Genomic DNA, 14,482 nt, shown 5'->3' with positions numbered 1-14,482 from the left:
ACTACAGTTCATTCTCTTTAGCTTTTAGATTTTCAATAATCCGCTCTTGATAGGCCTCAAATTCTCGGATTTCTTGGTCAGAAAAACCTTGGTAGAAAATCTCACCCAGTTCCTTGCTGACACGATCCCCAATTTCTTTTTGCGCCCAACCGAGGTCTGTCAAAGAAATATATTTTTTTCTTTTATCCTGCGTGCAAGGTTGAATCGTAACCAAGCCTTGTTCTTCCAATTTTTTAACCATGCTGGTCAATGTATTATTAGCTAGACCTGTCGCAAGAGCGATATCGGTCGCAGTAGCGCACCCCAATTCTTGCTTCCACAGAATCGTTAAAATTTTCCCCTGTTCACTTCGGTATTGGGCATCTGGTTCCTTGCTCAAGAGTTTTTGAAACAGTCGCCCGTTCAACAAGCGTATCTGTAGAGCTTGGTAGCCCCCTTGCTTCTTGTCCATTTTGTCTCCTTTTTATTTCTATATCGAAATATCACAGCCATTGTATCACCGTCCATTACACCTGTCAACTATTTCGATATGGAATTAATAAATTTATTCAAATTCACCTTAAAAAAGCCTTTATAGGCCTTCAAAGTAGTGTTCATCCCTTCTTTCTACCAATTTCTTTTAGTAAAATAGCCTTGTTTCTAGTAAAAGTAACAAATGTTGGACTCGTTTTGCAACGACACCTTATTTTACAATGTGGTAATCTGTTAACTGAAATAAATTAGACGAACGGAGAATTTGTTATGCATATACCAGATAATTACCTAAGCCCAGCAAGTTGTGCGGTTTTAGCGGTTGCTGCTGCGCCTGTTATTGTCTTGTCTGTCAAAAAAGTCAAGGTCCAATTAAAAGAAAACAAAGAGCTAGCGCCGATGCTTGGGATCGCTGCTTCTTTGTCCTTCTTATTAATGATGTTTAATGTTCCTGTCCCTGGTGGAACGACCGCTCACGCTGTCGGAGGGACCCTTCTCGCCATTCTCATCGGCCCCTATGCGGCCTCTCTGGCGTTGACGGTTGCCTTACTGCTACAGGCCTTCTTATTCGGGGACGGAGGGATTCTCGCTCTTGGGGCCAACATTTTTAATATGGCCATTGTAATGCCTTTTGTTGGCTATGCCATTTACAGCTTGTTCCGCAAACACCATCAAGAAACACTTGGCGTCATCGTTGGTTCTTATCTTTCGATCAATGCCGCTGCCTTCTTAGCTGGTGTTGAATTGGGCTTGCAACCCCTCATCGCTTCAGAAGCTGGTCAGCCACTCTATAATCCTTATGGATTGAGTATCACGGTTCCTGCCATGTTGGGAGCTCACCTCCTTGTCGCAGGTTGGGTCGAAGCCTTCTTCACCGTTGTGATTTACCGATTTGTCAAACAAGTTGCTCCTGCAGAGTTGTACACACCAAGTACCGTCAATACAACTTCATTTGTTAAAAAAATTCGCTGGGTACTCCTTGCTTTGATCGTCCTCAGCCCACTTGGACTCCTCGCAAACGGGACAGCTTTTGGCGAATGGTCTGCTGAAGAATTAGGTAGCCTGCTTCACGGTAAAGTCCCAACAGGGATCAAAAATGGATTCTCATTTGAAGCCTTGTTTAGTGATTACACCATTCCTGGAACGAAAATCGCGATCGGCTATATTCTTTCAGCCGTTACGGCCGTCCTTATCTTCTATATTATCAGTAAAATTATTCGCTCAATGAACGGAGAAAAAACTTCTCATGAGTAAACTTCCTGACTGGGTCTATCAAGATCAAGCAACTCTTGAAGCATCAAAAAGCCATCATTATTTACAAATGAATCTTCAAACGTTGCGTCATTTTCTTGGAAAAATGAAACAAACGACACCCGCATTCAAGGCTAAAACCTCCTCTTGGATGCGGCTCGTTTCCTTCTTAATTTTAGCGATCCTCATCACGACTGCCCACCATTCGATCCAACTATGGTTCATCGCGATTCTCTTATTGGCTCACATTTCAATACTACCTGGTGATGTCTTACTGCATCTTTTTAAGGTTCTGTTCAAGGTACTTTGGATTTCCGCAATTGTGATTTTGCCCAGCATTTTATTTCAAGGGTTTCAAAACGGTGGCCTCTTTTTGCTCCGTGCAGGGATGATTGTCCTCAATATTTCCCTCTTTCTAGCTACAACGACAAGTGTGCAATTGGTCGAGGCCCTTCGGCAATTACGTGTCCCAAAAACCTTCGTGCAAACCATTGATATTACCCTCAAATACGGCTATATTTTAGGGAAACACTTGCAACAACAGATTGAAAGCGTCCAGCTGAGAACGGTAGGACAAAAAGTGAATCTCAATCTCTTTGGCTCTATACTCGGACTCTTGTACCTATCCACAAAAAACCACACCAAAGAAGTTTACGAAGCGATGATTCTTCGAGGCTACGGCATGGATACACAGCGCAAAGAAGCCTTCCACTGGAAGAAGGAAGATGTCTTTTTCCTATTGGAATTGGGGGTCCTTATGACCTTCACGATCTTACTTGGCTAGAAAGGAAGCCCTATGATTACCATTCAGGATGGAAATTACCACTATACCGAAGAAACTGGAATCCACGATATTCAACTCCAGATCCAAAAAGGGGAAACCGTGGGCTTGATGGGCCCAAACGGAGCTGGAAAATCGACCCTCTTTAAAATTCTAGTTGGGCTCTTGCCCCTCTCGTCTGGTCAATACCACTTCAAGGACTGGACCATTGACCAAGACTTCTTGAAAGATCCCCATCGTGCTGGGCAACTCTTCCAGCAGGTTGGACTCATTTTTCAAAACAGCGATACCCAATTGTTCAATACAAGCGTCTATGATGAACTGGCTTTTGGACCACGTCAATTAGGCTTAGCCGAGTCCGAAGTCGAACAACGCGTCAAGGATACGCTTGCTCTTTTAGAGATTGAACACCTGAGAGATCGCATTCCCTACCATCTTTCTGGTGGCGAAAAGAAACTAGTCGCTATCGCCAGTGTCCTCACCATGAATCCTAGCCTCTTGCTCTTTGATGAGCCCTTTAACGGCCTCTCGCCAAAATACCAGAAGCTGATTGTCGCCTTGCTTCAAGAACTCAAAACAGCCGGAAAAACAATTGTGATTTCCTCCCACCATTTCGAGCAAATCGCACCGATTGTCGAACGGGTCCTCCTCTTTTCTGAAGAACACACCATCACAGGCAGCTACGATCGAGCTGATTGGGAAAATGACCCAGCTATTCAACAATCCTTCATTACATGTTAAAAAGCCTCGGTAGGTACATCCTACCGAAGCTTTTTTTATGAGAGAGACAAGGGTTAACGTCCTTTATGCTTCTCTCTTCGTTTTTGCTGTTTGCGTTCAAATTTCTCTTGTTTGAGCAATTGCTTTTGGACACTAGATTGATGTTTTGAAATCTTTTTCCTTTCCTCATACTGCAACTGCAATAGTTCTTTCGACTTGGAAGAAACTTTCTGATTTACTTGTTTCCTTACCATTCGCTGTAATCGTTTAGGATTCTTGATTTTTACATGTTGCTTAACTATAGCTTCTGGACTAAAAGATAATTGAGTAAACTGAGTCTGTAAGATCTCTAGAATTTCATCATCTTTTGGCTCCTGACCAAATGTCACACGACAAACTTGATAATTTTCTCGATACACTTGTTCGAACAAACCATGCCAAAATCCATCTTCAAAATAAACTGTCAATCCAATTGAAATTGTTTCCACGACAGCACCTCCTTAAATCTATCCCTAAGAATGGACAACCAAGGAGGAAGGTTACTGATAGGCTTGCCTACGTCTGGACTACCAACCAGAACTGTGTTTTTATCTTAGTTGGAACTATTATAGCATATAGCAATACAAAAATCCTCCAGAGTCTACCTCTGGAGGACTTTTAAATTTATTTCGTTACGATATTTACAAGCTTGTTCGGTACACTAATCACTTTCACGATTTCTTTACCGTCAATCTCTGCTTTGACTTTATCGTCAGCCAGAGCCACTTCTTGCAATTCTTCGCGTGAAAGGTCTTTTGCGACCATGAGTTTGGCACGGACTTTACCTTTGATTTGGACGACGATTTCGATTTCGTCTTCAATCAATTTGCTTTCGTCCCATGTTGGCCAAGCTACGTAAGAGATGGACTCACCTGTTTCTGCGACTGTTTGCCAGAGTTCTTCTGCCAAGTGAGGGGCAAATGGAGCAATCAATTGGACGAAGCCTTTGGCGTAATCCACATAGAGTTTGTCTTCTTTGTTTGCCGCGTTGACAAAGACCATGAGTTGGGCAATGGCTGTATTGAATTTCATAGACTCGATTTGCTCTGTAACAGCTTTAACGGTTTCGTTATAAACCTTGTCTAGAGCACCATTGTTTTCCGCATCGATTTCTTTACTTGTAATCAAACGGTACACACGGTCGAGGAACTTACGACTTCCTTCCAGACCTTCTTCAGACCAAGCGATGGAAGCATCAAGTGGTCCCATGAACATTTCATAGACACGAAGGGTATCAGCACCATATTGTTCCACCACATCGTCTGGGTTGACCACGTTCTTGAGGGATTTAGACATCTTAGCTGGTGCTTGTTCCAATTCTTCCCCTGTTTCCACATGGAAGAAGGAACCATCACGTTTTTCAACCTTGTCAGTCGCCACAAGAGCCCCACGGTGGTCGCGGTAGCTGGTTCCCAAAATCATGCCTTGGTTAAAGAGTTTTTGGAATGGCTCTTTAGTTGGAACAACACCGAGATCATAGAGGAATTTATGCCAGAAACGAGCGTAAAGCAAGTGAAGTACGGCGTGTTCTGCACCACCCACGTAGATATCGACTGGCAACCATTGTTTGAGGAGATCCTCATCGGCCAATTTCTCAGTGTTATGTGGATCGATATAGCGGAGGTAGTACCAGCTTGAACCTGCCCATTGTGGCATGGTGTTGGTTTCACGACGACCTTTGACCCCATCTTCACGAGTTACTTCCAGCCAGTCTGTCAAGTTAGCTAGTGGACTTTCACCAGTACCTGAAGGGCGGATGTCCTTGGTGACTGGCAAGACAAGTGGCAATTCACTTTCTGGAACGGCTGTTGAAGTCCCATCTTCCCAATGAATGATTGGGATTGGTTCACCCCAGTAACGTTGACGGCTAAAGAGCCAGTCGCGGAGACGGTAGGTCACTTTCTCTTGACCACAGCCTTTTTCTTCCAACCAAGCTACAATCTTGGCAATGGCGTCTTCTTTATTAAGACCGTTCAGAAAGTCAGAGTTGACGTGAAGGCCATCTTCTGTGTAGGCAGCTTCTGCTACGTTTCCACCTTCCAACACTTCTACGATTGGAAGGCCAAATTGTTTGGCAAATTCCCAGTCACGCTCATCGTGGGCAGGTACGGCCATAACAGCACCAGTTCCGTAGCTAGCAAGAACGTAGTCGGCAATCCAGATTGGGATTTCTTTCCCATTGACAGGGTTTACGGCATAAGCACCCGTCCAAACCCCTGTTTTTTCCTTGGCAAGGTCTGTACGAGCCAAGTCTGATTTCAGGCTAGCTTGGTGTTTGTAGTCCGCTACAGCCTCAGCTTGTTCAGGTGTTGTGATAGCATCTACCAAGTCATGCTCAGGAGCCAAGACAGTGAAAGTTGCACCAAAAAGAGTATCAGGACGAGTGGTAAAGACGGTGAATTCCTTGTCTGTTCCTTTCACTTTGAAAGTGACATTGGCACCAGTTGATTTACCAATCCAGTTGCGTTGCATGTCCTTGATAGACTCTGGCCAGTCAAGGTCATCCAAGTCATTAAGCAAACGTTCTGCGTAGGCAGTAATTTTAAGCATCCATTGGCGCATTGGTTTGCGGACAACCGGATAGCCTCCACGCTCAGATGTCCCATCTGGGAGGACTTCTTCGTTGGCGATGGCTGTACCCAATTCTTCAACCCAGTTTACTGGAACTTTAGCTTCATAAGCCAAACCTTTTTCGTAAAGCTTGGTGAAAATCCATTGCGTCCACTTGTAGTAGTTCGGATCTGTAGTATTGACTTCACGATCCCAATCGTAAGAGAATCCAAGCGCATTGATTTGACGTTTGAAGTTGGCAATGTTTTCCGCTGTGAATTCCGCTGGGTCATTCCCTGTATCCATAGCATATTGCTCTGCAGGCAAACCAAAGGCATCCCAACCCATTGGGTGAAGGACGTTGTAGCCTTGTGCACGTTTGAAACGGCTGAGGATATCAGTCGCTGTATACCCTTCTGGGTGTCCTACGTGCAGACCCGCTCCAGATGGGTAAGGGAACATATCCAATGCATAAAACTTAGGTTTTGAGGCGTCTGTTCCTGTCTTAAAAGTGTGATGGTCAGCCCAGTATTTTTGCCACTTAGGCTCGATTTCTTTATGATTGTAAAAACTCATAGCGTCTCTCCAATTTTCGTGATGCTCTTATTATACCATTTTTAGGGGATTTTTAAAGGATCCACCAAAGAAAAAGGCGGAAACAGATAGGGAAGTGATGACCCCCTCGTCTCTATTTTGAAACAGAATTGCCTTTCCACCAATCCTTTTTTTAGACTTGAAACTCTTTCACATCCCCTCACTGTATGGTATAATAGAGGCTATGATTGATTGGAGATTCTTTAAAAAATTACGAAACCATACCCTCTTAGGCTTACTTGTGGGAACGATGACAGTTGGATCCATTTCCACTGCCTTTGCGGACGATATCTACCAGCAAGAGGATGTGATGAAAATTGCATCCGATGCTGGATTAAACTTTGATAACTTTTACAAGCCCAAAGCAGACATTGTCATTGATGCTAATACTGGAGCCATCCTCTACGGGGACAATATTGATACTGTTCGCGATTCCGGAAGCATGGCCAAGCTCATGAGTGCTTACGTGGTTTTTCGGGCAATCAAAGAAGGAAAAATCACTTACGATACCGTTGTCACTGCGACCGAAGCGGACCAAGCCATCTCAGAAAATAACCTTCTGAGCAATTCTCCGATTGTTGCCGGTGTACAGTATAAGGTATCCGAATTACTCAAGATGCTCTTTGTCCCATCTTCAAGTGCTGCTGTGATTATGCTGGCTAATCTTGTCACAGACAATGATCCAGACAAATTCTTAGAGTTGATGAATCAGTACTCGCAAGAAATGGGCATGGTCCATACCAAATGGAATAACCCAAACGGGGCGATGATTTCCGTCTTACAGGGCTACTACAATCCACAACACCACGACTTGAACGCCAATAATGAGATTACAGCGCGAGACATGTCGATCCTTGCCTATCACATTGTCAATGACTTGCCGGAAATGCTGGAATACACCAAACAGGCCCACACGACCATCATGCCAGGCACGCCATATGAGCAAAGCTATGACAACTACAATACCTCGCTAGAAGGCGGGAAGTTTGAACTCAAGGGAACGGATGGTCTCAAGACTGGATCGAGCCCGACTGCCGACTACAACTACACAGCAACCACCAAACGAGGCAAGCAACGGATCATCGAAGTGATCCTAGGGGTTGGGAACTATGATGTTGAAATCGCAGAAAGCTACCGCAATCAAATCGGAAATGCCTTAGCTGAGAAAATGTTTGCGGATTATCAATATAAAAAGGTCCTCTCTGCAGGTGACCACGAAATTGATGGCCATACTGTTCACTTGGAAAAAGACTTTTATGCAACCGTCAAAAAAGGGACCAAACCAGCTATCAAACTAGAAAACAAGCGACTGGTGGTTCAAAACGGCTTGAAGCAGGTCTCCCCAAGTATCAAGCCTGGAATTGCGATCAGCGATTCCCAACCAACAAACTCCAGCAACAAGAAAAAAGGATTCGATGTTATGTGGATCTTCTGCTTCCTACCCGCTGGAATTTTATACCTAATCTTTAAACAAACTGATCCAAATAGAAGGAAATAGAAAAAAGCTCCCATTACCGTAAGGTATGGGAGTTCTTGTATTTGAAAGAAATCACGTTCTTAATGAATGACAGATTTTAATTTAGTCTAAACTTAGAACGTAGGCATCTACTGCTACGATTGCTTGGGCAATATCAGATGCTTTCACTTCAAATGGCATTTGATGGATAGTTTCTCCTTCAATCGTTGCTTGTTGACCAACCTTGAGAAGATCTTCGTAGCTTGCATTTTCAAGATGCATTTCTTTCAGAGTCGTTGGCATGCCAATTTGTTGATAGAAGCGAATGTATTTATCCAAAACTTCTTTTGGACGGTTTTCCAAGAACAATTGAACCAAGGTTCCATAAGCTACTTTTTCACCGTGTGTCAAATGGTGGATATCCCCAGCAAGGGCCGTAAAGCCATTATGGATGGCGTGAGCCGCTGCCAAGCCACCACTTTCAAACCCGATCCCACTGAGAAGGGTATTGGCTTCAATGATGTTTTCTAAAGCAGGAGTTACGACCTTAGCTTCACAAGCAGCCATAGCTTGGAGGCCATCAGCAAATAAGATTTCTTCACAACGTTGCGCAATGGCGACACCCGCTAGAGTTTGGTGTTTGCCTAACATGTTTTTTCCGTTGGCTTGCATTACCGCACGCGCTTCGACCCAAGTCGCTAATCCATCTGCGATACCAGAAGCGAGCAAACGTTTTGGTGCTTGAGAGATCACTTTACTATCTACCAAGACCAATTCTGGGTTTTTAGAATAGAAGATATAGCGAGCAAAGGCTCCCTCATCCGTGTAGATAACTGACAAGGCCGAAACAGGAGCATCTGTCGAGGCAATGGTCGGAGCAATGACAACTGGTGATTGTAAAAGATCGGCAATCGCTTTTGCACTGTCGATGGTCTTTCCTCCACCAAGTCCAATAACCAAATCACAGCCATTTTCTTCTGCCAGACTGACCACACGATTGATTTCATTATCAGAAGCTTCACCATTGAAGAACACTGGTAAGACTGTAAAGCCATACCGGAGGAGATACTTTTCAAAACGTTCTCCTACGATATCATAGACTACTGAATCACATAGTAAGACAGGATGACTTCCTAGTTCCAAAATAGGTTTTGCATTTTCAAATAAAGCATTCTCACCTTGTATGTAACGGGATGGACTTGCAAAATTTCTCATACATTCCTCCTTTATCAGATTGTATTCTTTTGATGAACAGCTGACCAATCCGCCTCGAAGTCATCTACTGCTTTTGCAATAGAAGGCATTCCAAAAGCTGCCTCAAAGACATCTGCTCCTGCCGTAATTGCTTGTGTTCCTTCTTTAAATGCTCTGTTAATTTGAGCCACATTTTTAAAGGAAGCTGCTAGAATTTTGCTTGATGAATGATTACGCTCTATGGCACTCGCTAACTGAGAAATGACCTGAGCTGAATCAATGTTTAAGTTTTCCATACGATTGTAATAAGGTGCTAAATAGTCGGCTCCTGCTTCAATCGCTAACAGTCCTTGAAAAACAGTATAGATTGCTGTTGCAGTAATTTTGTAACCCTCTGCTTTTAACACTTTAATTGCAGCAAGTCCTTCAGGTGTAACTGGGACTTTAATATAGGTATTTTCATCGCATTGTTCGCGAATTTTAGCCGCATCTTTTAAAATTCCTTCATAATCTTTTGCGACAACTTGAACATGGATGGAAGGAGAACCTCCGATGATTTCCCGCACCTTATGAATACGATCAAAAAAATCAATATCCCCTTCTTTTTTGGCAATTGTTGGGTTCGAAGTTACCCCAGCAAGGGGTAACACTCGTGCCCATTTTTTTATCTCATCTAAATTTAAAGTATCAAGCATAAATTCCATATACATACCTCTTTACTATAGAGTATGCTCTGTCCGTCCAATAATATCATCTTGTGTAGCTCTTGATAGTACATTGAAGAAAGCCGAGTAGCCTGCGACACGTACAATTAAGTCACGGTGTTTTTCCGGATGTTTTTGAGCATCTAATAATGTCTCTCTAGAAACCACATTGTATTGAATATGGTATCCATGTAGACGATTAAAGAACGTACGGAGTAAAGCAATAAGTTTTAATTTATCTTCTTCTTTGGATAAAGTTTGTGGGTTTACTTTTTGGTTCAGTAAAACACCACCAACAATTTCATCTGTTGGCAATTTAGAGACAGATTTTAGAACAGATGTTGGACCATGTTGGTCCATATTGTGGGATGGAGAACATCCTTCTGCAAGTGGAGTCCCGGCATTACGACCGTCCGGAGTGGCTAATGTTCCACGACCTTGTCCTACATTGGCTGAAATAGAAGATGTACCTGAGTAACGAATTCCTCCGATTGGCCCACGTCCATAGCGAGTATTTGGATATTTAGCAATTTCATCCACATAAATATCGTATGCTTCTCGAACTAAGCTGTCCGCATAGTCATCATCATTTCCATACTTCGGTGCATCATGGATAAGCATCTCTTGGATTTCTTTTCCACGTTCGCCCTCGTAATCGGTTTCCAGAGCATGCCATAGCTCTTGTGGCGTTAAGCGTCCTTCTTCGAATACCAGTTTCTTGATTGCTGCAAGTGAATCGGATAAGTTTGCAATACCCACTTGTAAACCAGAAATATAATCGTAGACAGCTCCACCTTCTTTTAGGTGTTTTCCACGTCCAATACAGTCATCTGTCAAAGCTGAACAGAGGATATCTGGCACTTCTCTTTCAAGAGATAGGTCGATAGAGTTTTCTACGATCACACTCATGCGGGTTAAGTGGCGCAAAGTCTTGTCCCAAGCAGTTTGCAATTCATCGAAGCTCTTCATGTCTTTAAAATGACCAAAGCTTGGTGCAAAGCGCTTGCCAGAAGCAGGATCGATTCCGTCATTCATCGTAATGAGCAAAACTTTAGGGAAGTTCATATAACTCATACCTGTACAGCGATATCCCCATTTACCTGGAACAGCTGTTTCTACACAACCAATCGCACTGTAATCATAAGCATCTTCTTCAAGAACACCTTTTGAAATAAAGGATGGAATAATAATCTCATCATTATTGAAAGCAGGCATACCAAATCCGAGCTTCATAACTTCAATACATTCGTTCATAAAGCGGGCATCCAGACCAGCATGATAACGAACAGTTAAGTTTGGTTGAGGAAGGTGAGTTTGAGCAACTGACTTCAACACCAAATAAGACAATGGGTTGACGGCATCTTTCTTATCACGTGTTTGACCACCAATCGTAACGTTTTGATAAAGCGGACTACCTGCAGATGAGAAGGTATGTGCTTGACTACGTACTTTGTTAATTGTAATAGTCTTGATCCAAAGGTTGGTCAAGCGTTCAACAATACTCTCTTCAGTTTCCCGTCCACTTTCCAAATCAGCTTTAACGTATGGATACATATATTGATCAAAACGTCCATATGAAAGTGAGTGTCCATTTGATTCAATCTGAAGAATACATTGAATAAACCAAACAGACTGAACAGCCTCTGCAAATGTACTTGCAGGCTCGTATGGAACTTTTGAGCAAATCTCTGCAATTTCAAGCAATTCCTTCTTACGTTCAGGAGTTGCTGTCTCAGCAAGTTGTTTAGCAAGTTCCACAAATCGTTGAGCATAGGTCTTAACAGCATCAACTACGATAAAGATAGAATCGTAAAAATGGTACTTATCAATGCTAGCTGGATCCGTTAGATCTAGGGCTGCTTTAGCTTGGCGAGCTCTTTCTTCAAAACCTTTCAAGCCATATTGCAATAATTTTTGATAATTGACTGCTAAGTGGGCATCTCCTGAATTCATCTTCCCTTCCATACCAAAGAATCCTGTTTCCATATAGACAGATACTTCTTCCGGTAGAAGAGCTCCAGCTCTTGCACGCAAGTTATTATTTTCCCAAAATGGTGCGATACTACGGAGTTGCTCTTTTGTTTCTTCCGTAATATAGAAGACATCACCATCCCGCTTTTCAAAAAGATCCAATTCCTTCAGAACGAACTCTAAAGTATATTCTGGGAAGATCGGAGCATCTTTATTAGAGGATGCTTGGTTTCCAGCAATCATGGATTCATCCTCAATATAGATTGTCATATTTTCAAGAATCTCTTTCAACATATAGGCACGTTTAAGAACATTTGGTTGTTCCTTATAACGATCATATGCCTTAGTTGCAAGAACGGCACGTTCAGCGTCGATATAAGGCTTCTTGTTTAAGACATCTTCACGATATTTATTCATCCGATCAGTCAGACTACCAAAATAGTCTGTTTTGATGGAGGTTCTTGCTACTTCTACTGTGTTTGTCATATCTGATAAACCTTTCTTTTGAAATTATTTTGTTTTCTTTCGTAACTATAGTAGCATTTAATCGTTTAAATTTCAATAAATACTCTGTAGAATAGCTAGTTTTAACTAAAATAGCACAAATGTGTCGTTGCCATTTCGAACACTATTTTTCAGCTTCTAGTTCATTCGCACAAGCTAATTTATCTTGAAATTTAAAGAACGGGAAGTATACAAGTGTAGAGATTCCTAAAACAATTATCTGTACAATGGCACCTTGCCATCCACCAACCATAAATCCTGAAATAATAGCCGGCGTACTCCAAGGTAGAGTAACTCCTGAAAATGGTTGCATAAATCCGATAGCAATCGAACCATACACAACAATAGCTGCTAATATAGGCACCAAAATAAATGGTAGAAACATAACTGGATTCATAACAATTGGAAATCCAAATACAACTGGTTCATTGACATTAAATATTGCTGGAAAAGCAGCTACTTTACCTAAAGCTTTATATTGTTTTGACTTTGCTGCAAATAGCATTGCAATAACCAACCCAAAGGTAATACCCGATCCAGATAGAATTAAGAAGCTATCTAAAAATTGTTGTGTTACAATGTGGGCACCATTTTCAACAGATAGCTTCCCAGTCGCTAACATAGATTTATTAGCATCTAGGTTTGAAAGTAGTAAAGCTGTCACAACACCATTAACAACTGATTGACCATGTACCCCGAACCACCATAAGAAGGAGATAAAGAAGGCAATACCGATTGCACCATATAATGAACCTGTTAAACCTTGCAATGGAACTTGAATTACATCATAGATCATTTCGATAAAAGTACCACCACCTGTGACAACTTTTGAAATAATGTAAACAATCATGGAAAGTAGGAACACCACAAAAGCTGGAATCATTGCTTCAAATTGTTTTGCAATAGCTTGAGGGACTTGCTCAGGCATTTTAATTACAATATGTTTTTGAATGAAAAGTGTATAAATGGCCCCTATCACCAGACCAATAATAATTGCTCCGATAATACCTTGACCACCAAACCAAACTTTTGCTATAGCATCCCCTATAGGTTCTCCTTTAGCTGGCACATAAGAAGATTTTAGCAAGATAAAGAAAGAAGACAAGGAAAGAACACCTGCTGGGAGAGGTTCAACCCCACTATTTTTTGCATATGAATAGCCAATTGAGAAACAAGAAATTAACCCCATGATGGCAAATGTCCCAGAATAGACCTGCATGAAGGGCTCTGTCCAAGTTTCACCAAAAACACTTGCAATAGCTTGATTTAATCCTTCAAATGGTAGTTGACCTATAATCAAAAATAAGCTACCAACTACTGTCAGCGGTAAAATTGCTAACATCCCATCTTTAAGTGCGATAATCCCACGCATGTTCACAAAACGCATGATTAGGCCAATGATTTTTTGAGAATCTATTTTAGCCATGATAACCTCCTAAACTGCATCAATGAGCTCTAAAGCCAAATTTAAAACTTTCTTTCCATCAAGCATTCCATAATCTGCCATAGGAATAACTGCAATTGGAACATGATTTTTGTCACAAATAGACTTCGATTTATCTAAAGTATAGGCAACTTGTGGACCTAATAATGCAACATCAAGATCTGGTGCAAAATCAGCTAATTTAGCCTGAGAATATGCTTCAATTTCTGCATCTATACCTAACTCTTGAGCTGCAACTTTCATATTATTTACTAACATTCCTGTTGAGAAACCTGCTGCACAAAACAAACCAATTTTCATAGTACTTTCCTCCTCGTTATTTCACTAAAAGTTCTTTACGTAAGTCAATCATTTCTTTAATCAAATTTATTTCTGTAATTGATGTCATTAAGTGATCTTGTGAGTGTACAAACAAAGCAGTGATCTCTGTCTTTGTTCCACCTGCTTCTTGGGCTAAAAATTGTGTCTGCAAGTTATGTGCTTCCAAAAGAGCTGCATTTGCCTTTTCGATTTCGTTATCTGCGGAATCAAAGTTCCCCTCTTTAGCGAATGATAAAGCTTGATAAATGTGCTGTTTGGCATCACCAGCATTTAAAATTAATCCCATAATAATTTGATCTGCTACAATGACTTCCATAGTAAAACCTCCTTTTATTTTGAAAGCGCTTTTATTTCTTAACAGTAATATATCATCCTTGATATCGACTGTCAATATTTTTTAGACATATGTTTGTTTGTTTTTATATAACGCACATTTGTGCTTTAGAGGCTATTGAAAAAGCCACTCAATTTTTGAGTAGCTT

General features: G+C 41.6%; 13 protein-coding genes. 4 read left to right on the top strand and 9 right to left on the bottom strand.

All coding sequences use genetic code 11. The features are described 5' to 3' along the window. Position 1: 1 nt before the first annotated feature. Entirely contained in the window at positions 2 to 451 is a 450-nt protein-coding gene (locus HA044_RS04920) for a MarR family winged helix-turn-helix transcriptional regulator (protein WP_187539803.1), read from the bottom strand. Between the two features lie 290 nt (positions 452 to 741). Between HA044_RS04920 and cbiM the strand changes: the two genes are divergently transcribed. From cbiM to HA044_RS04905, 3 genes are read left to right on the top strand one after another with little or no spacing between them, the layout of a single operon-like run. Beyond that, positions 742 to 1,725: a cobalt transporter CbiM gene (gene cbiM, locus HA044_RS04915; protein WP_187539801.1), complete on the top strand. Its 984-nt coding sequence runs from the start codon at positions 742 to 744 to the stop codon at positions 1,723 to 1,725. Beyond that, complete coding sequence (locus HA044_RS04910; RefSeq protein ID WP_187539799.1) at positions 1,718 to 2,506, top strand: energy-coupling factor transporter transmembrane component T; 789 nt, start codon at positions 1,718 to 1,720, stop codon at positions 2,504 to 2,506. Before cbiM ends, HA044_RS04910 begins: the two co-directional genes overlap by 8 nt. Before the next feature lie 12 nt (positions 2,507 to 2,518). Then, positions 2,519 to 3,244 (top strand): energy-coupling factor ABC transporter ATP-binding protein, encoded by a 726-nt coding sequence (locus HA044_RS04905; RefSeq protein ID WP_187539797.1) that lies wholly within the window; start codon positions 2,519 to 2,521, stop codon positions 3,242 to 3,244. Positions 3,245 to 3,297: 53 nt separating this feature from the next. Here the strand turns inward: HA044_RS04905 and HA044_RS04900 are convergent, their stop codons facing one another. Both HA044_RS04900 and leuS read right to left on the bottom strand, forming a co-directional pair. Next, the gene (locus tag HA044_RS04900) at positions 3,298 to 3,711 is read right to left on the bottom strand and encodes a YjdF family protein (RefSeq protein WP_187539795.1); all 414 of its coding nucleotides are present in this window, start codon (positions 3,709 to 3,711) and stop codon (positions 3,298 to 3,300) included. 175 nt (positions 3,712 to 3,886) lie between these two features. Further along, positions 3,887 to 6,388 carry a leucine--tRNA ligase gene (gene leuS, locus HA044_RS04895; protein ID WP_187539793.1) on the bottom strand — a complete coding sequence of 834 codons (2,502 nt, stop codon included), beginning with the start codon at positions 6,386 to 6,388 and terminating at the stop codon, positions 3,887 to 3,889. A 202-nt stretch (positions 6,389 to 6,590) separates the two neighbouring features. On the opposite strand from leuS, the gene HA044_RS04890 reads away from it, so the two are divergent. Then, a complete protein-coding gene (locus HA044_RS04890; protein WP_187539791.1) occupies positions 6,591 to 7,904 on the top strand; it encodes a DUF1958 domain-containing protein in 1,314 nt (437 codons plus the stop codon). Positions 7,905 to 7,985: 81 nt separating this feature from the next. Here HA044_RS04890 and HA044_RS04885 read toward each other — a convergent pair whose 3' ends face one another. The 6 genes from HA044_RS04885 to HA044_RS04860 all read right to left on the bottom strand — a co-directional run bounded on the left by HA044_RS04885 (position 7,986) and on the right by HA044_RS04860 (position 14,316). Then, complete coding sequence (locus HA044_RS04885) at positions 7,986 to 9,077, bottom strand: glycerol dehydrogenase (protein ID WP_187539789.1); 1,092 nt, start codon at positions 9,075 to 9,077, stop codon at positions 7,986 to 7,988. Positions 9,078 to 9,091: 14 nt separating this feature from the next. After that, a complete protein-coding gene (locus HA044_RS04880; RefSeq protein ID WP_187539787.1) occupies positions 9,092 to 9,760 on the bottom strand; it encodes a fructose-6-phosphate aldolase in 669 nt (222 codons plus the stop codon). Positions 9,761 to 9,775: 15 nt separating this feature from the next. Continuing rightward, entirely contained in the window at positions 9,776 to 12,217 is a 2,442-nt protein-coding gene (locus tag HA044_RS04875) for a glycyl radical protein (RefSeq protein ID WP_187539785.1), read from the bottom strand. 142 nt (positions 12,218 to 12,359) lie between these two features. Continuing rightward, a complete protein-coding gene (locus HA044_RS04870; RefSeq protein WP_187539783.1) occupies positions 12,360 to 13,661 on the bottom strand; it encodes a PTS sugar transporter subunit IIC in 1,302 nt (433 codons plus the stop codon). Between the two features lie 9 nt (positions 13,662 to 13,670). Continuing rightward, a complete protein-coding gene (locus tag HA044_RS04865; RefSeq protein ID WP_187539781.1) occupies positions 13,671 to 13,979 on the bottom strand; it encodes a PTS sugar transporter subunit IIB in 309 nt (102 codons plus the stop codon). Between the two features lie 16 nt (positions 13,980 to 13,995). Then, entirely contained in the window at positions 13,996 to 14,316 is a 321-nt protein-coding gene (locus HA044_RS04860; protein ID WP_187539778.1) for a PTS lactose/cellobiose transporter subunit IIA, read from the bottom strand. Positions 14,317 to 14,482 lie beyond the last annotated feature (166 nt).

This window comes from Streptococcus sp. IMAU 99161 (assembly GCF_014435245.1).
GTDB classification, from domain to species: domain Bacteria; phylum Bacillota; class Bacilli; order Lactobacillales; family Streptococcaceae; genus Streptococcus; species Streptococcus lactarius.
The sequence above is the reverse complement of the archived record's forward strand: the minus strand, read 5'-3'. Positions and strand labels throughout refer to the sequence as shown.